Origin of the sequence: Proteus sp. G2626 (genome assembly GCF_009915985.1) — a bacterium.
Lineage (GTDB): Bacteria > Pseudomonadota > Gammaproteobacteria > Enterobacterales > Enterobacteriaceae > Proteus > Proteus vulgaris.
The window spans coordinates 72,329-92,280 of record NZ_JAABNH010000027.1; the positions used below are offsets into that span (position 1 = coordinate 72,329).

The 19,952-nt window shown below is 36.7% G+C and carries 13 protein-coding genes; 6 read left to right on the forward strand and 7 right to left on the reverse strand.

Annotation, left to right across the window (positions count from 1 at the left end):
- Positions 1 to 51: 51 nt before the first annotated feature.
- The 4 genes from GWJ05_RS12860 to GWJ05_RS12875 form a co-directional block, all read right to left on the reverse strand.
- Entirely contained in the window at positions 52 to 2,238 is a 2,187-nt protein-coding gene (locus GWJ05_RS12860; RefSeq protein ID WP_161681437.1) for a TonB-dependent receptor domain-containing protein, read from the reverse strand.
- A gap of 80 nt (positions 2,239 to 2,318) precedes the next feature.
- Positions 2,319 to 2,501, reverse strand: coding sequence for a hemin uptake protein HemP (gene hemP, locus GWJ05_RS12865; protein WP_036937341.1), 183 nt, complete (start codon positions 2,499 to 2,501; stop codon positions 2,319 to 2,321).
- Positions 2,502 to 2,769: 268 nt separating this feature from the next.
- Entirely contained in the window at positions 2,770 to 4,113 is a 1,344-nt protein-coding gene (locus GWJ05_RS12870) for an OprD family outer membrane porin (protein WP_036937339.1), read from the reverse strand.
- An 82-nt stretch (positions 4,114 to 4,195) separates the two neighbouring features.
- Positions 4,196 to 4,987 carry a histidine phosphatase family protein gene (locus GWJ05_RS12875; protein ID WP_087802533.1) on the reverse strand — a complete coding sequence of 264 codons (792 nt, stop codon included), beginning with the start codon at positions 4,985 to 4,987 and terminating at the stop codon, positions 4,196 to 4,198.
- A gap of 616 nt (positions 4,988 to 5,603) precedes the next feature.
- Between GWJ05_RS12875 and licT the strand changes: the two genes are divergently transcribed.
- From licT to ascB, 3 genes are all read left to right on the forward strand, one after another.
- Positions 5,604 to 6,440, forward strand: a complete 837-nt coding sequence (gene licT, locus GWJ05_RS12880) for a BglG family transcription antiterminator LicT (protein ID WP_036937334.1) — start codon at positions 5,604 to 5,606, stop codon at positions 6,438 to 6,440.
- 179 nt (positions 6,441 to 6,619) lie between these two features.
- Positions 6,620 to 8,524 carry a PTS beta-glucoside transporter subunit IIABC gene (gene bglF, locus GWJ05_RS12885; RefSeq protein ID WP_036937331.1) on the forward strand — a complete coding sequence of 635 codons (1,905 nt, stop codon included), beginning with the start codon at positions 6,620 to 6,622 and terminating at the stop codon, positions 8,522 to 8,524.
- A 10-nt stretch (positions 8,525 to 8,534) separates the two neighbouring features.
- Positions 8,535 to 9,926, forward strand: a complete 1,392-nt coding sequence (ascB, locus tag GWJ05_RS12890) for a 6-phospho-beta-glucosidase (protein ID WP_087802531.1) — start codon at positions 8,535 to 8,537, stop codon at positions 9,924 to 9,926.
- 76 nt (positions 9,927 to 10,002) lie between these two features.
- On the opposite strand, the gene GWJ05_RS12895 is transcribed toward ascB, so the two are convergent.
- Both GWJ05_RS12895 and ppsR read right to left on the reverse strand, forming a co-directional pair.
- A complete protein-coding gene (locus GWJ05_RS12895) occupies positions 10,003 to 11,052 on the reverse strand; it encodes a 3-deoxy-7-phosphoheptulonate synthase (RefSeq protein WP_036937325.1) in 1,050 nt (349 codons plus the stop codon).
- Between the two features lie 120 nt (positions 11,053 to 11,172).
- Positions 11,173 to 12,039, reverse strand: coding sequence for a posphoenolpyruvate synthetase regulatory kinase/phosphorylase PpsR (ppsR, locus tag GWJ05_RS12900; protein WP_052038510.1), 867 nt, complete (start codon positions 12,037 to 12,039; stop codon positions 11,173 to 11,175).
- A 218-nt stretch (positions 12,040 to 12,257) separates the two neighbouring features.
- Between ppsR and ppsA the strand changes: the two genes are divergently transcribed.
- A complete protein-coding gene (gene ppsA / locus GWJ05_RS12905) occupies positions 12,258 to 14,630 on the forward strand; it encodes a phosphoenolpyruvate synthase (RefSeq protein ID WP_036937320.1) in 2,373 nt (790 codons plus the stop codon).
- Between the two features lie 452 nt (positions 14,631 to 15,082).
- Here the strand turns inward: ppsA and ydiK are convergent, their stop codons facing one another.
- A complete protein-coding gene (gene ydiK / locus GWJ05_RS12910; RefSeq protein WP_036937316.1) occupies positions 15,083 to 16,195 on the reverse strand; it encodes an AI-2E family transporter YdiK in 1,113 nt (370 codons plus the stop codon).
- Positions 16,196 to 16,411: 216 nt separating this feature from the next.
- On the opposite strand from ydiK, the gene ydiJ reads away from it, so the two are divergent.
- Complete coding sequence (gene ydiJ, locus GWJ05_RS12915) at positions 16,412 to 19,468, forward strand: D-2-hydroxyglutarate dehydrogenase YdiJ (RefSeq protein ID WP_161681438.1); 3,057 nt, start codon at positions 16,412 to 16,414, stop codon at positions 19,466 to 19,468.
- Positions 19,465 to 19,878 (forward strand): 1,4-dihydroxy-2-naphthoyl-CoA hydrolase, encoded by a 414-nt coding sequence (menI, locus tag GWJ05_RS12920; protein WP_036937311.1) that lies wholly within the window; start codon positions 19,465 to 19,467, stop codon positions 19,876 to 19,878. Before ydiJ ends, menI begins: the two co-directional genes overlap by 4 nt.
- Positions 19,879 to 19,952: the final 74 nt, after the last annotated feature.

A 19,952-nucleotide genomic window follows, 5' to 3' on the forward strand; every position in this document is an offset into this window, starting at 1 on the left:
TTTAATGGGCTGTTAAAACAGCCCTTTGTTATATAAATTATTGCTCCTCATCTACCAGCGATAACTGACGGACATTTTGATATTTCTGCTTTCTTGTGGTACGCCCATCGCTGAGAAATATTCTCGATTAAAGGCATTTGCGAGCACCAATGCAGCTTGAATATCTTTATTGTTTTGAGATTGATAACTAATTGAAAAATCATGGATGCCATAACCTGGATATTGAGTTATTAGCTCTTGCATGCGATTCGTGGTTTTCCCTTTTACATGAGGCGCTCTTCCTTTATGCGTCCCTCTATTCTCAGTTGCGCTGGCAAATTTTCCTGACCACCCTAATGAGAATGGTGTTTTAGCAACAGGAAGTTGAATAAAAGTCGTCAGTATTTCAGGGCGAACCGGTGAAATGGTTTCATGAGATGTTAATTCAAGGGTTTGAGTACGGTTATAACCTAACCCAATAGAAATGAATGGATGTGAATAGCGCAGACCGAGCTCAACACCTTCAATAAGTGCTTGGGGAATATTAATGGCTTGTAGATGAAGTTTTTTCGTTAATACACGAGCATCCCAAACATCATACGTAATATAGTCTATCGCTTTTGTATCAAAATAAGCCACATTTAGAGAAAATTCATCGTCAGATGTTAGTAAGTGTGAAAAAGTTAGTTTTCCACCATATTCCCAAGTGCGATTTTTCTCAGGTCTAAGATTCGGATTTGGGATCCAAAATCCTTTTGCGGTACGCCCAAAAATAGCGGGTATCTCAAAATGAAGTGAATCGTTAAACATTTCATTTAGTGTCGGTACTCTCATATTGGTTGAATATGAGGTATAGAGTTGTAGCCATTGTGCCGGTGTAAAGGTTAGCGCAATATTTTTACTAATTTCATTTTCACTTGTTTGATGAAAATCGGGTTTATGCTGTTTAAAGTCTTCTAAAAGCGAATTTAACTCACTTTGAGGTTTGTTTTTGTAATAGTGATAACGTAATCCAGTTGTTAATGCTAAAGGAATATGTGGTGTTGAAAGTTGACTTTCTAGCCAACCAGCAACATAAATCATTTTTGCAAGAGGAAAGTTTTTGGCCGCTTGGTTAGAAACCATTTTTTGCTGATAAGCTTCTGTACCTAAAGTGAGCTTTTGATTAAATTTTTCTAAATAGGAAAATTGAGCGTTGTTTTCGAATTTCAATCCATAAGTTGATTGTGTCCGATCTTCATTTCTACCTATTTTCCCTTGCTGGTTTTTTCTACGTTGATAGTCAGAAAGAGATGTGTCAGTTAAAAATGTTTGATTAATATTGAACTCTGAATAATACAAATGGCTGGTTAAATTAATCCACGTATTCGCTTCAGGTTCATAATAATAAGTTAAAGAATAGTTTTTTTGTTCAGATCGACGTTCAACTTGGTTACTTTCATTTTTACCATAGCCACCCATACGGTGTAATACTTCACGTTGCTTTCCATCATTATAATAATGACGAGCAGACAGAAGAAGTGTCTGGGCTGTTGTTGGATAAAGATAGGCTTTGGCAAAAAAGTTTTTAATGTGTTCGTGGTTTTCGAGTTTATCACCATTAGCTAAATGAATAGGACCTCGTTGACGCTGGCTATAAGCAAATAAACCTTCAGCAATATCGACTCGCCCAGCAAGAATACCGCCATATGTAAAATGTTTATCTGCCGATGAAACAGAGGTAAAGAGTTTAGCGCTCAATTTTTCATTAGCATGCAATAGAGTTCGTGGGTCTAGTGTTTGAAATGAAACAACACCACCCATAGCACCATTACCATGTAATACAGGTGATGAGCCATGTTTTATATCAATGCGCTTTATTAATGAAGGATCAAGAAAAATACCACCTAAATTATTTATGGTATTTTCTAAAGGTTGCTGAATGCCATCGACCAAAATTTTAACACCTTTTTGATCATAGCCACGCATAAGGATGTTGGCACCATTCGTAACACCTGTTCCGGATATTGTTGTACCAGCCACTTTGTTTAGCATTTCACCGGTTGTTGATGCAGTTTGTGCCAGAGGTGTTGAACTATCAAGAATGGAATGAAAGTCGTGAATTTTTTTATCAATAGAATGGCCAACAACTGTGAGAGAGTCCATCTCTGTATTGTCTGATTGTGCAGAGGTAATCGGGGTGTACAACAAACACAGTGTTGTTGCTATACCTGAATATTTGTAATGTTTTTTCAGCATACACATACCATAAATGTCCATAAAAAATCCTTGTATATGGAGTTATTTAGCTGGCTGCCTAGCTGTGGTGGTAGGTGGCTTGCACGTTATTGTCAAAATGATTATTTAGTCAGGATTAATTTTCCTGCTTTTGTTTGACGTAGTTGATACAGCTCTCCGTTATGTTGAATGTAAACCACGCCATTTTTACCCAATAATTCAATACTATTGATAGATTGAATTATTGAAGAATGAGAATTCTGTTTAGTTAAAGAATTCTCCAAATTATTAGCTTTTTTATTCATAATCAAGCAAGAGTAATAAGCGTTATCATTATGATAATCATTATCGTTAACAAAAGTATTTAAACAAGCTTTTTTTAACGCAAAGAGGTAAATTTAAGTCATATTGTGAGTCATTTGAGCGAGATAAGAAAAAATCTGAAGAAAAATCACACAACGGATGAATAACCTAAATGATAAATGTGTTGTTTTATAATACTCTTGTGGTTAAGTATTAAAGGTGCGGTAGGAAAAGAGGGTGATGTCTCACCAAAATGATGAGACATAATAGTTAAAATAAATTAAATTTATATTCGATGACAATTTCTGAAGAGAGTGTATTGGCGTGATGATATTTACCATTAGTTAGAACAGGAGTTTTGCCTTTCATTTGATAAGACCAACCAGGACCAAACATAGCCCAAACAGTGAGGTTTTTAAGTTTTGAATTAGCCGGAACCCAGCGACTGAAGGCATTAATTTCACCAGTACGAACATGATTACCACGATAGTTAAACTGAGCAATATTACCAGCAAATCCAACAACCAGTTCAGGAGTTAAGGTGTAATCTGACATCGTTGAAAGTACAATTTCACCATCACGCATATAATCATTTCCGGCAAATGCCATCGAAGTAAATGTACCCCGTGAGTTTTTACTCATTGCTCGTGGATAAAAGCCCACTTCATTGGATTTATTTGCATTAGTATAACCTAATCCCCATTTAGTGCTCCAATTATCTGTCTGCCATTTAACATCGATGGCAAAATGCCAAGCATTATTATCAAAGTCTCTCTTATTGGTAGACATTATTTTATATTTATCTAAAGCATGAGTTGTATAAATTTGTGTACCTATATTTAGTTCTTTTATGGGCTTCATATTTAAAAATAAGATACTTCGACGTAGATAATTATCACTTTCACCATACCCATATTGCATATTCAGATTATTACTTTTCCACAATAAATCACTACTGGCAATGTGATTAATATATTCACCACTGTTGGTTTGAAATTGTTTTTTATCTGGTGAATTACGATCCATAGCGTTTTCAATATAAGCGCCTCGTAATGTTAATGCACCATAATTGACAGAACCGGTCCAACCTGAATAAGTAGTTGGCGATAAACGTGTTGAATTAGAAATGACGCCAACGTTTTTTATTGTTTGCCATCCCCAACGCGTATTGAAATTAATATCAGCAAGTTGATATTGTAATTTTATATTACGTTGACCAAATTTAGAGTAGCCTTCCGCATTATTCTTATTATTTCCTTCTCCGTGATTATATAGTACACCACGAGAATTAAAATAATCACTTGCACCTAATTTAACTGCACCGTAATAAGCAACGTCAAAGCCAATAATATTAGCGAAATAACCAGATTGAAAATCAAGACCAAAGCCTTGTCCCCATGCATTATGAACACGAGTACTACCGGTATCCTCTTCTTTTAAATATTTCCAATAGTTTTTTAATGACAGCGACATGGTAGATTGACTAAATAAAGGATCTTCAAATACGGTATCTATAAAATGATTTTCTTTAATATTATTTTCTGGTATTTTAGCTAATGTTTTTATTGGATTAATTAATAAAATTATGATGATACTTATCATCTTTATTTTCATAATATTCCCCAGTGGATAAGCGTAGTTACCCAGGCGAAGCTATTTCGCCTGAATATGTCACATGAATAATTAGATATTAACTTTATTTTTGAGCGAAAGATTGCTTTCCTATCTCGACATATTTTAATGTACCAATTTCAGTCACGGTATATTTGCCATCTTTATAAATAATTTTAACAACAGCAGCATTAGAAAGTGGTTTATTTTTTGCAATATCATCGGTTAAATCAGAGATCATAATTTGCATTGCAATACCCGATGAAATTGCCAGAATATTTTTATCACCATGTTCTTGGGCATTTTTAACAATAGTATAAAGTGCCTCTTGAGTGCGTGCTTTTACTTGCTGATAATTTTCTGCCATTTTCTTAGGATCAGCAGCGGCTAAAGCATTTTGGTTTTCCTCTGCAGTAATTGTGCCTGCTTTCATTTGATTAAATAAAGTTGTAGCATCTTTTAGGTAGAGCTGTTTTGCACCAGCATCAGCCATATCTTTATTAAATCCACCTTCAAATCCACCAAAGAAAGCTTCTCGTAATCCACTGAGTTCATTTAATTTATAATTTTCGATACCTATTTGTTTTAATATCACACTCATTGTTTCACGTTGACGTCCGGCATCGCTAGAATAAAAACTATCAAAAGGTATACCTTTTAAACCTTCACCCAAATAACGAGCAACACGAATACCGTCTTCTGTTAATGGCGAATCTACCCAACCTTGAACTCGATCAAAAGTATTTAGCAATGTTTTACCATGACGAGCAAAATAAATAGTGATACCGTCATCTCCTTTAACACTCATCGCTGTTTCAGTGGCAAAGCTGGTTGATGTACTCATTGCTAAAATTAATGCGATAAGCCATTTTTTCATAATAATCCTCATAGAATGGTCTTTTTAATAAGCAAAAAAAAACCTACGCTAGAGAAACGAGACAGGCATAAACGGTATTATGCTTGTTCGATTTATCTTACGTAGGTTTCGCCTGTATTTAACAGTAACAATCCAACATCGATAACGGTAGCACCAAATATAATAAAAAAAAACACTATTTATTATTAGTATTAATAAGTGTGATCGAGTTCATAGGATAATAAGTTAGATATATTCTTATTAATTATGAATTTCATGATTGAAATATAATACTATATTAAGTTTATTACACCTTATTGATGATAAATAAAATTGAAAAATGAATAAGTTACTCTAAAATATCTCTTTAGAATATTTATGATGAGTAATACTTTTTATTTTATTGAACATAAAGAAATTTAATTAAGGAGTCAATCTGCTGAAATTTGTATATCACATAAAAGTGATATGAAAGTCACACTTTTTAAAATTGTGATTTGAATAACGTAAAAGGTTTGTTTACAGTAGGAAAACGAGTTTACCGGATTGTTACTGCTAATGATATTAGCAGGCAAAACCTGATAAGACCATAGATTGCTATGGAACTATCGGGTTTTTTCATTTTTGGGGAAATAAAATGAAGATCGCAAAAATATTAAATAACAATGTGGTCATTGCCTTAAGTGAAAATAACCAAGAGCTCGTTGTTATGGGAAGGGGATTAGCGTTTCAAAAGAAAGTTAATGAAGACATTGAACGAGATAAAATTGAGAAAATATTCGAGTTACGCAGTAATGAACTTATTTCTCGTTTAAGTGAGTTATTGAGTCACATTCCAATTTCTGTCATGAAGGTCTGCGATAGCATGATTTCTGTTGCTCGTAATCAATTAGGCGAGCTTAATGAAAATATTTATATTGCGTTAACAGATCACTGCAATTATGCCATTGAAAGGCAGAAAAAAGGGTTGGCTATTTCAAATACTATGATGTGGGAAATTCAGCGTTTATACCCTAAAGAGTATCAACTTGGGCTAGAAGGATTAAAGCGGATTGAACAAGAATTACAGGTGGCATTACCTGTTGATGAAGCTGGGTTTATCGCTCTTCACTTTGTTAATGCACAATTAACGGGTGATATGCCAATTGTGATGGAAACCATGACTATCATGCATGAGGTCATGAATATCGTTAAGTATCATTTTAATATTGAATATCAAGAAGATACTTTAGACTATCAGCGATTCGTCACACATTTGAAATTTTTTACCCACAGAATGATGAGTCGAAAAACAGTGCCTAATGATGATGTTTCTATGCATATTGTTATCAAAGAAAATTACCCACTTTCTTGGTGCTGCGCAGAAAAAATCAGTCAGTTTTTGCTGAATAAATATCAGCGTGAGTTAACGGATGAAGAACGTATGTTTTTAGTTATTCATATTGAGCGATTAAGAAAGAAACGACATGATTAATTAATCAAGCGTGTAGTTGATATAAAAATATCAAATTAAAATGTGATGGATTGTTACTGCCGATATTCGGTAGGCAAAACCTGATTTACTCCCATTTGTTAATGAGAGTAGTCAGGTTTTTTTTTACATATTCATTGTTGATTAAGCATTTCATTATTTAAGTCATAAAGGAATTGAGTATGGAATACCGAACATTAGCAGAACAAATCATTAATAATGTAGGTGGGAAAGACAATATCCTCAGTGTGATACATTGTGCAACTCGTTTGCGTTTTAAACTGGAAGATAGTACTAAAGCCAATGTCGAAGTGTTAAAGCAAAATACGGAGGTTATTACTGTTGTTGAAAGTGGTGGGCAATTCCAGGTTGTTATTGGTAATCATGTCAGTGAGGTGTATAAGGCGATTGTTGCTCTTATTGGTGAGGTAAAAAATAGAAATTTTCAAAGTGAAAATACTTGTAATAACAAAAAGAAAAAGCGTAAGGACAATATTTTTAGCCACTTTATAGATATTGTATCTAGTATTTTTACTCCAATTTTGGGGATCATGGCAGCGTCAGGTATTTTAAAAGGACTATTATCATTAGCAATCACTTTAAATTGGTTGTCCGCTTCAAGTGGAAGTTATCAAATTCTATTTGCTACAAGCGATTCGTTATTTTACTTTTTTCCTCTTGTTTTAGGTTATACCGCAGGAAATAAATTTGGCGGGAATCCATTCTTAACCATGGCAATTGGCGGTGCATTAGTTCATCCATTAATGCTTGCAGCATTTCAACAAGAAACTACTGAATATTTTTTAGGTATTCCTGTTACATTTATTAATTACAGTGCATCGGTTATTCCTATTATTTTTGCTGCTTGGGTGAGTTGTTTATTAGAAAAAAAATTAAATACCATGTTGCCTTCATCCATGAAAAACTTCATTGCTCCGTTACTGTGTTTATTAATTATTGTACCGCTGACTTTTTTAGTCATAGGGCCTTTAGCAACTTGGATAAGTTTATTGATTGCTGATGGTTTTCAGTCCGCTTATAACGTAACGCCAGTTATCGCAGGTGCGATTATGGGAGGGATTTGGCAAGTTTGCGTTATTTTTGGTCTACATTGGGGCATTATCCCCATCAGTATTAATAATCTGAGTGTATTAGGTCAAGATGCGCTAGTGCCTTTACTATTACCAGCAATCGCAGGGCAAGTTGGCGCAACACTTGGCGTTTTATGGGCAACTCGAGAGACTAAATTACGTATTATGGCGGGCTCATCAGTCACTGCGGGTATTTTTGGTATTACAGAGCCTGCGGTATATGGAGTCACTTTACCGTTGCGTAAGCCTTTTATTTTTGCCTGTATTGGTGGCAGCATTGGTGGCGCGATAGTTGGTTATAGCAATACACTTACCTTTTCATTTGGTTTAGTAAATATTTTTACTTTCACACAAATTATACCTACAACAGGAATTGATAGTACTGTATGGGGGGCCATTATTGGTTCATCAATTTCATTTGTTTTCGCATGCGTTGCAACGCGCTTATTCGGGCTGAAAAAAGAAAATAACGCAGAGTCCGAACCGACTATTCACTCACCAGCAAACCCTCTGAGCAGTGCTGAGCAAAACTCAGAACAGGAAATAGTATATTCACCGTTATCAGGCATAGTGATTTCATTAAAAAATACACCAGATGAAACCTTTGCGAGTGGTTTATTAGGTGAAGGTGTCGCTGTTATTCCAAGTGCTGGCGAGGTTTATGCGCCTTTTGATGGTGAAGTTGCTTCGTTTTTTAAAACAGGCCATGCCTTGGGCTTATTAAGCGAAAAGGGTATTGAGTTATTTATTCATATTGGAATTGATACCGTTAAGTTAAATGGGATGTATTTCTCACCCAAAGTTAAAGTAGGGGATACATTTAAAACAGGTGATTTATTACTTACTTTTGATCGTAAAAAAATTCTTGAGGCTGGTTATGATTTAACAACCCCCGTTATTGTGAGCAATACCGATAATTACAGTGCAATTACTAGCCTGGAGTTAAATAAACCGGTGAATTCGGGTTCAGCGCTTATCAGCGTTAATCATCAATAAGGAGTTAACAATGAAGAAATTTCCTAATACATTTTTATGGGGAGGCGCTATTGCTGCTAATCAAGTTGAAGGCGCTTATTTAACTGCAGGTAAAGGGTTAAGTACTTCAGATGTTCAACCACAAGGTATTTTTGGGCCTGTGGTTGAAAGAGCAAAAAATGATTTTTGTATTAAAGATATTGCTATCGATTTTTATCATCAATATGCAAAAGATATTGCACTCTTTGCTGAAATGGGTTTTACCTGCTTAAGAACCTCTATTGCATGGAGCCGTATCTTTCCATTAGGTGATGAATCTACACCTAATGAAGAAGGGCTGGCATTTTATGATCGCGTATTTGATGAAATGGCTAAATATAATATTCAGCCGATTATTACCTTATCTCATTATGAAATGCCTTATCACTTAGTGACGCAATATGGTGGTTGGGGAAATCGTAAGACTATTGCATTTTTTGAGCGTTATGCTTGCAGCGTTTTTCAACGTTATAAAAATAAAGTTAAACTTTGGCTTACCTTTAATGAAATCAATATGTCATTACATGCACCAATGACGGGGGTTGGTTTAGCGGGTGAAAGAACACAATCAGAGATTTATCAAGCCATACATCATCAGTTAGTTGCCAGTGCCAGAGCTGTTAAAGCGTGTCATTGTATTATTCCGGATGCAAAGATCGGCAATATGTTATTAGGTGGATTGGTTTACCCATTAACATGCAAGCCAGACGACGTTTGGGAAGCTATGAACGAAAATCGTAAATGGCTATTTTTTGGTGATGTACAATGCCGTGGTCAATATCCTGCTTATATGTTGCGTTATTTTAGAGATAATCATATTGATGTTGTGATAACGGATGAAGACCGACAAGATCTCAAACAAACGGTCGATTTTGTATCATTTAGTTATTATATGACCGGTTGTATTACCGCAGATAAAGAAGAATATGAGATGAAGCGAGGAAATATTCTCAGTATGGTGCCAAATCCTTACTTAGAAAGTTCTGAATGGGGATGGCAAATCGATCCTAAAGGTATTCGTATTGTGCTTAATCTATTGTGGGATCGTTATCAAAAACCTTTATTTGTTGTAGAGAATGGACTTGGCGCGATTGATAAAATCACTTCGGAAGGCGAAATCAATGATGATTATCGTATTCAGTATATTAACGATCATCTGGTACAAATCGGTGATGCGATTGAAGATGGTATTGATGTAATGGGGTATACCAGTTGGGGACCGATTGATTTGGTGAGTGCGTCAAAAGCTGAGATGTCTAAACGTTATGGCTTTATTTATGTGGATAGAGACGACCAAGGAAAAGGCTCATTAGAAAGAAAACGTAAGAAAAGCTTTTATTGGTATCAAAGCATTATCCAATCTCAAGGTGAATTATTGCGTTAATATGATAATTTCTTTCTGATAATGGAAATAAAAGGAGAGCTAAGGCTCTCCTTTTTACTGTATTTCAATATTGCGTTTATTGAAATCGACTCTCAACCGCTTGTGCTAATAATTGAAGCAATTGCTCAGTATCATTCCAACTTAAGCAAGGATCGGTGATCGATTGTCCATAAACCAGTGGTTTTTCTGGTACGACTTTTTGTGAGCCTTCTTGTAAAAAGCTTTCAGCCATAACACCAACAATGGCTTGTGAGCCATCTTTGATTTGTTGACTGACATTGCGCGCTACTTCTAATTGGCGACGATGAATTTTTTCACAATTACCATGACTAAAGTCGATAATAAGATGTTCAGGTAAATCTACTTGTTTTAGTGCATCAACCGCATCTGCAATATCACTTGCATGGTAATTAGGTTTCTTACCGCCACGCATAATAATATGGCCATAAGGATTACCACTGGTTTGGTAAATCGTCATTTGGCCATTTTTGTCAGGTGACAAGAATGTGTGACCAACACGAGAGGCTCGAATAGCATCAATAGCAATACGGGTATTACCATCAGTGCCATTTTTAAAGCCTACAGGGCAAGAAAGTGCAGATGCCATTTCACGATGAACTTGACTTTCTGTTGTTCTTGCGCCAATAGCGCCCCAACTAATTAAATCTGCAATATATTGTCCCGTAACCATATCAAGGAATTCGGTTGCTGTTGGTAAACCCAGCGTGTTTATCTCAATTAATAATTTTCTTGCAAGGCGGATACCTTCATTAACATTGCATGAATTATCAAGGTAAGGATCTGAAATTAAACCTTTCCAACCAATCACTGTACGTGGTTTTTCAAAGTAGGTTCTCATGACAATTTCTAAGCGGTCATGATAACGCACTTTTTGCTGATTAAGCTTAATAGCGTACTCTTTAGCAGCTTTAGGATCATGGATAGAGCAAGGTCCTACGATCACTAAAAGTCGCTTATCTTCGCCGGTAAGGATTGCTTCAATTCGTTTACGTGCTGATGTGATATTTTGAGTTATCTCATCAGAAATGGGGAACTCTTTTGCTAAGGTTTCTGGTGTTACCAGACTGTCTAAAGCCTTAGTCCGTAGTTCGTCTGTCTTTAACATAATTTATCTCAATAAATATACAGGGTAAGTCTACCCAGTGATTAAGATCACAATAAACGAAATTCAGCTAATTTCAACAGCGTTATTAGAGAAAAATCAATAAAAAAATATGGTTAGGGTTTAGAACATTCTTCTTGCTAATCCCATCGAATCAATGACTTTGGTTGAAATTTCTTCTACAGAATAATTAGTGGTATTGAGATAAGGAATATTGTTTTTTCTAAAAAGTGCTTCGACTTCCGCTAATTCGATTCTACATTGGCGAATCGAGGCGTAACGGCTATTTTCGCGGCGCTCGCTTCTAATGGCAGCGAGACGTTCTGGCGCAATGGTCAAGCCAAATAATTTATGTTGATACTCTTTTAATTCAACAGGGAGTTTTAAGAAATCCATATCATCTGCCGTAAATGGATAATTGGCTGCTTGGATACCAAATTGCATGGCTAAATAGAGGCTGGTGGGGGTTTTCCCGCAACGAGAAACGCCAATTAAAATCACTTGTGCTTGATCGAGGTTACGTAACGATATTCCATCATCATGAGAAAGCGTGTATTCAATCGCTGCAATACGAGCATCGTATTTACTGAGGTTTTTTTCTGTTAAGCCGTGGGTTTTGTTTAATTTTGGTGATGCTTGAATACCTATTTCTTTTTCAAGGGGTAATACGAGGGATTGCACAATGTCCTGACAAAAACCTTCACTACTATTTATTATCTGTTTAACTTCAGGACTAATTATAGAATAAAAAACAAGGGGTTTTGCGCCACTCTTTTTATAAATTTCAGCGATTTTCTGTTTTATTTCTTCTGCTCTTTCCACTGTAGAAACAAAAGGTAATGTATAACTTTTCATTTTTAATGGAAATTGAGAAAGTACGGCATGACCTAATACTTCTGCCGTAATAGCTGTACCATCAGAGATAAAAAAGACTGTTCTATCAATAGGTTCATTATTATCACAATTAATAGAATTCAAGCTTAATATCATAACACTCACCTTTTTTTAGCTGAATTATCAAATCAAACAATATTATCTATAGCATTTTTAGTGATTATAAAGGATAAAAAAATAAAGTTTTCTGGTTGATCGATTCACCTTTCTATATTCAGCATCACATTGTGATACGCTTATTTACGTTGTCATTTTGACAGCGGGTTTTTCTTTTTTTCTCTCTCTCATAATTGTTTAAAAAAGGATTGTTCTCAATGTCCAGCAATAGCCTCACCCCGTGCAATGTACTTTGGTATAACCAATTAGGTATGAATGACGTTGATCGTGTTGGTGGGAAAAATGCTTCCCTCGGTGAAATGATCACAAACCTCGCGGAACTGGGTGTTTCTGTTCCTAATGGGTTTGCTACCACAGCGCAAGCGTTTAATGATTTTCTGGAACAGAGCGGTATCAATCAGCGTATTTATGAATTACTTGATAGAGTTGATGTTGATGATGTTCATCAACTAGCTCAGGCAGGTAATCAAATTCGCCAATGGGTAATTGATACGCCTTTTACGCCTCAGTTTGAAAAAGATATTCGCGATGCTTATCTCACATTAAGTGAAGGCGAATCAGAAGCTTCTTTTGCTGTTCGTTCATCGGCAACTGCAGAAGATATGCCTGATGCTTCTTTTGCAGGTCAACAAGAGACGTTTTTAAACGTTCAAGGTATTGATGCCATACTTGTCGCAATCAAACACGTATTTGCTTCGTTATTTAACGATCGTGCAATTTCTTATCGTGTTCACCAAGGTTATGATCACCGTGGTGTTGCCTTATCTGCGGGTGTTCAACGTATGGTACGTTCAGATCTTGCTTCTTCAGGTGTGATGTTTACCATTGATACAGAATCTGGTTTTGATCAGGTTGTCTTTATTACATCAGCGTATGGTTTAGGTGAAATGGTGGTACAGGGGGCGGTAAACCCTGATGAATTTTATGTACATAAACCAACTTTAGCAAAAGGTCTACCTGCCATTGTTCGTCGTAACCTTGGTTCTAAAAAGATCCAAATGGTTTACGCAGACAGTGTTGAGCATGGTAAACAGGTTCGTATTGAAGATACCCCAGAATCACTGCGCAATCGTTTCTCTTTGACTGATAATGAAGTTCAAGAGTTAGCAAAACAAGCCGTATTGATTGAACGTCATTATGGACGCCCTATGGATATTGAGTGGGCTAAAGATGGGCATAATGGTCGTTTATACATTGTACAAGCTCGCCCTGAAACAGTTCGCTCTAATCAACAAGTGATGGAACGCTATCAGCTAAATGAAAGTGGTTCAGTCATTATTGAAGGTCGTGCTATTGGTCATCGCATTGGTACAGGTACAGTCAAAGTTATTCATAACTTAAATGAGATGGATAGAATAGAAACTGGTGATGTACTGGTTACTGACATGACAGACCCAGATTGGGAACCTATCATGAAAAAAGCCTCTGCGATTGTGACCAACCGTGGTGGTAGAACGTGTCATGCCGCAATTATTGCACGCGAATTAGGCATTCCTGCTGTTGTGGGGTGTGGTGATGCAACAGAATGTATTACAGAAGGGCAAGTCGTTACGGTTTCTTGTGCTGAAGGTGATACGGGGTTTGTCTATGATGGTAAACTGGATTTTTCTATTCAGAGCTCCGCAATCGATAACATGCCTGAACTTGATCTGAAAATCATGATGAACGTCGGTAATCCTGATCGTGCATTTGATTTTGCAGGCTTGCCTAATGACGGTGTTGGTCTTGCACGTTTAGAATTTATTATCAACCGTATGATTGGTGTCCACCCTCGTGCGTTATTAGAATATGACGACCAAAGTGAAGCGTTAAAAGCTGAAATTAATGAGATGATGGCGGGCTATGAATCTCCTGTTGAATATTATATCAGTAAATTAACAGAAGGGATTGCGACATTGGCCGCTGCATTCTGGCCTAAGCGTGTGATTGTTCGTTTGTCTGACTTTAAATCTAACGAATATGCTAACTTAGTCGGTGGCGATCGTTATGAGCCAGATGAAGAGAACCCAATGTTAGGATTCCGTGGCGCTGGTCGTTATGTATCTGACGATTTCCGTCGCTGTTTCGCGCTTGAGTGTGAAGCAGTAAAACGTGTTCGTAATGATATGGGCTTAGATAATGTTGAGGTGATGATCCCATTTGTTCGTACTGTACGCCAAGCTGAAGAAGTTATTGAAGAATTAGCGACTAACGGTTTGAAACGTGGTGAGAATGGCTTAAAAGTGATTATGATGTGTGAAATTCCATCAAATGCTTTACTAGCGGATAAATTCTTAGAACATTTTGACGGTTTCTCTATCGGCTCTAACGACATGACCCAATTAACATTAGGTCTTGATCGAGATTCGGGGGTGGTATCTTCACTGTTTGATGAGCGTAATGATGCAGTGAAAGCATTATTATCAATGGCAATTCAAGCGGCTAAACGTAATGGTAAATATGTGGGTATTTGTGGTCAAGGGCCTTCTGATCATGAAGACTTTGCACAGTGGTTAATGGAAGAGGGAATTGATAGTTTATCTTTAAATCCAGATACCGTAATTAAAACGTGGGTAAAATTAGCACAATAAAATTAATATCATTATAAATAAAAAGCTCACAAAATAATGTGAGCTTTTTTTATACAATTATTAAATAATAGGTAAAAAAAAAGCCTATCATGGGCTGACAGGCAAAGACTACACACAGCAATATTTTATATTCTTTAATTCCGCCAATTAATCTATAAATATGAAAGGCGAAATCATTAATTCGTTGAAACATTTGTTTCGTTGATATTTATATTAAGAGAAATGCGTTAATTATGCTCTAAGAATTATCTCAATAAAAATAATATTGGCCTATTTCAAAGTGAATATAACTTGCTGGTAACAAAAGGGTTTAAAAAAATGTAATTTGTTTCAAATTGTAAGTTTGAATATAAAAATATAATAATTCATTCCTAAATTGATAATCTTTATTAAACTTTAGTCTATTATTTTTAGAGCATGTAAGTAGCTACACTTACATGCTCCATTATTATTTATTCTTTCTCAATAAAATTTTTATTCATAAATTCTACTGTTTCAGTGAGATCAGGATTAGGTTTTGGTACTTCATTAATCCATGCGTTTAATAAACTATGTGCAACAGCAAGAACAACCGGGCCAATAAATAATCCAATCATTCCTAATGTCAAAATGCCACCAATAACTCCCGTTAGAATTAATACCATCGGTAAATCGGCCCCCATTTTGATTAAATAAGGTCGTAATACGCCATCCATGGTTGCAACCGCACCGCCCCAAATCACCATAACAATGCCCCAAGTCGTATCACCCGTCCAAAATAACCATAAAACGGAGGGGACGAGTACTAATAAAGGGCCTATTTGAGCAAGGCAACAAATAAACATAATAACGGTTAATACTGTAGCATAAGGGACTCCAGATACAGCAAGACCAATACCACCGACAATAGCTTGAATTAAGGCAGTTAAAACTACACCTAGCGCTACTGCGCGAATAGACATTGATGCCAGTAAAATAGCAGCATCACCTCGTTGGCCTGCCAAACGAATAGCAAAGTGGCGCAACCAAGATACTACATTTTCACCTTGTAAAAATAGCAAGCCTGAAAATAGCAACATCACACCCAAATGCAGGGCAAATCGACCAATATTTAAGGCTTGAGCAAAAAACCAATTTGCGGCTTGTCCAACATAAGGTTGGATTTTTGTGATTAACGCATTACCGCCAGAAACGAGAATAGAGTGCCATGTATCATAAAGTTTGCTCCCAATCATCGGGATATCATTAAGCCATAATAATTGAGGTGGTTGAATATTCGAAGGTGATTTAGCTAACTCAATCAATGGCGCACTATTATCAATAACACTACTAATTAATAAAATAATAGGGATAACAAAGATTAGTAATATCAAGATCATCATTATCATGGTAGATAGCCAACGATATTTTACCCGTTTTTCAATAATCAATAGTAAAGGCCATGTAGCAACAACAATCATTCCAGCCCAAATAAAACCTACAATAAAAGGGGTAAGTATCCAAAAACTGGCGATAATAAAAAAAGAAATAAAAAGAACAGTGAATAAAACTTTGGGTATATCTGTATGGATCTGCGGTTTTTCCATGGTTTTAAATCCCTACACGAATAAAAATGCTAGAAGCAGATGAATAAACATTGCAAATATCACGTTGTTTATATCACTACGCAATTTGCCAGAATTGTATGATAAGGTGAACAGGTATCGGTCTGAAAGTACAAAATGAGGAAAAGTACCTTTCAGTATCCCTTTCAACATCAAAAATTAAGCAATGTGGACTATTAGATTAAAGAGCTATAACAAATGATCCCACGTATATCGCAAGCACCGCAAGTTAGTGAACTCACAACAGAATTTCTTGATACTCTTCGAAAAAATGGCTTCACCGGTGATATCTCCAGCAGTTATGCTGACAGACTCACTATGGCAACAGATAATAGTATTTACCAGTTATTGCCACAGGCGGTGGTTTTTCCTCGCTCAACGGCTGACGTCACTATTGTTGCTCGCCTGGTTGATGAATCCAAATTTCACTCGCTTTCTTTGACACCGAGAGGTGGAGGTACCGGAACCAATGGGCAGGCATTGACTGATGGTATCGTGGTCGATTTATCTCGTTATATGAAACGAATTATCGAGATAAACCCAGAAGAACGCTGGGTTAAAGTTGAAGCAGGTGTAATAAAAGATGAACTAAACCTTTTTTTAAAACCCTATGGTTTCTTTTTTGCACCAGAACTTTCTACTAGTAACCGTGCCACATTAGGTGGGATGATTAATACGGATGCGTCAGGGCAAGGTTCTATGGTTTACGGTAAAACCTCTGACCACGTTCTTGGCGTTAGAGCTGTATTGCTAGGAGGAGAACTCCTTGAAACACGAGCCATGGATACTGCATTAGCCGAGAACATTGCACAAGAAAGCTCTGCTATCGGTAAAGTTTATCGAACGGTTTTATCCCGTTGCAAAGCGCAACGGAAACTTATTCTTGAAAAGTTCCCTAAATTGAATCGGTTTTTAACGGGTTACGATCTGCGCCATGTTTTTAGTGATGACATGAAACGTTTTGATTTAACACGGATCTTAACGGGGTCAGAAGGTACACTGGCGTTTATTACAGAAGCAACTTTAGATATTACACCTATCCCTAAACAGCGTAGTTTAGTCAATGTAAAATATGACTCTTTTGATTCTGCATTGCGTAATGCCCCTTTTTTAGTTAAAGCCAACGCACTTTCTGTTGAAACTGTTGATTCTAAAGTATTAAATCTTGCTCGTGAAGATATTGTGTGGCACTCCGTCAAAGAATTGATCACCGATATACCTAATAAAGATATGCAAGGGCTTAATATTGTTGAATTTGCGGGTGACGATGAAGTATTGATTCATTCTCAAGTCACATCATTATGCCAACGATTAGACTCATTAATGAAAGAAGGGCAAGGGGGGGTTATTGGTTATCAAGTGTGTCATGAGTTAGCGGATATTAACCGTATTTATGCCATGCGTAAAAAGGCTGTGGGTTTATTAGGTAATGCCAAAGGACAAGCCAAACCTATTCCTTTTGTGGAAGATACCTGTGTACCACCAGAACATCTGGCTGATTATATTACAGAGTTTAGGGCATTGCTCGATAGGCACCAGCTTCATTATGGCATGTTTGGCCACGTTGATGCAGGTGTATTGCACGTAAGACCTGCACTTGATATGTGCGATCCACAACAAGAATTATTGATGAAATCTATCTCAGATGACATTGTCACGTTAACCGCTAAATATGGCGGTTTGCTTTGGGGTGAACACGGGAAAGGCTTTAGAGCGCAATACAGCCCCGAATTTTTTGGTGAAACGCTCTATCACGAACTTCGTCAAATAAAAACGGTGTTCGATCCTCGAAATAGGCTTAATCCTGGAAAAATCTGCCCTCCGTTAGAGGTCGATGAACCAATGAAACAAGTCGATACTGTTAAACGAGGCACGTTTGATCGCACTATCCCTTTATCTGTCCGTCAAGATTTTAAAGGAGCTTTAGACTGTAATGGCAATGGGCTTTGTTTTAATTTTGATGCGAAGAGCCCTATGTGTCCTTCAATGAAAATTAGCGGACAACGCATTCATTCACCTAAAGGGCGAGCCACACTTGTACGAGAATGGTTACGATTATTAACCGAGCAAGGTGTTAGCCCAAAACAACTTGAATCTAGTTTTGAGAACAATAAATCTAGTTTAAGAAGTTTGATAGAGAAAACACGTAATACATGGAAAGCAAAACGCGGGGAATATGATTTTTCACATGAAGTGAAAGCAGCAATGAACGGTTGTTTGGCTTGTAAAGCGTGTTCGACTCAGTGCCCGATTAAAATTGATGTACCCTCGTTTCGTTCTAAGTTTACTGAACTTTATCACCAGCGCTATTTAAGGCCATTAAAAGATCATATTGTTGCGAATGTTGAGCTAACAACACCCATTATGGCTAAAGCGCCGGGGGTCTTTAACTTTTTTATGAAGCAACCATTGGTACAGTCATTGAGTAAACATACGATAGGCATGATTGATTTACCGTTGCTGTCATCGCCAACATTAAAACAGCTATTAGCTGGGCATCATGCTCTAGATATGACGTTAGAAGATTTAGAATGCTTATCGGATAAGCAACGGAGTCATTATGTGTTGGTGGTGCAAGATCCCTTTACCAGTTATTACGATGCAAAAGTGGTTGCAGATTTTATTAAACTAATTGAAAAGATTGGATTTAAACCTGTTTTACTGCCATTTTCCCCTAATGGTAAGGCACAACATATTAAAGGTTTTTTACAGAAATTTAGTAAAACAGCGCAAAAAACGTCAACTATGCTTAATCGGATTGCAAAACTAGGCATTCCAATGGTGGGCGTTGATCCCGCATTAGTACTTTGCTATCGCGATGAATATCGAGAAATACTGGGTGATAAGCGTGGTGATTTTAATGTTCAACTTGTTCATGAATGGTTAAGTAAATTAGTTTCTGAGCCAATATCAGTTCGTGATGATGCTGAAAAATGGTATCTTTTCGGACACTGTACAGAAGTGACAGCTCTACCACAAAGCATGAAACAGTGGCAGGCTATTTTTCAACGTTATGGGCAACAACTCGAATTTGTGAGTACGGGATGTTGTGGAATGGCGGGTACTTATGGACATGAACTGAACAATTATGAAAACTCGTTGGGTATTTACCAACTCTCATGGGGTAATGCATTAAAAACATTGCCAACAATGCGTTGTTTAAGCACCGGGTATTCATGTCGTAGCCAGGTAAAACGTATTGATAATATTGAGCTAAAACACCCATTACAAGCACTTTTGGAGATCATGCCATGATATGGAAACGTGAAACGACTATCGAGCATCTTAATCATATTGGGCAAAACAATATGATGAGCTATTTAGGTATTGAATTAACATGTCTTGGTGATGATTATCTTGAAGGTACCATGCCAGTTGATCATCGTACAAAACAACCTTTAGGGCTTTTACATGGTGGTGCTTCTGTTGTTTTAGCTGAAACACTGGGATCAGTTGCTGGGTATCTTTGTACTGAAGGCGAACAGAAAATTGTGGGTTTAGAAATTAATGCTAACCATATTCGTTCAGCCAGAGAAGGCAAGGTGAGAGGAGTATGTAAACCTATTCATTTAGGTCGTTCTCATCAAGTTTGGTCAATAGAAATATTTGATGATGAAAATCGTCAAGTATGTATTTCAAGATTAACCACATCGGTTATTTCTTAAGAAAGTAAAAAGTCAAACGCACAAAGTGAAATACTCGCTTTGTGCGTTTTTTGTATTTATAGGTAATGTGAAAA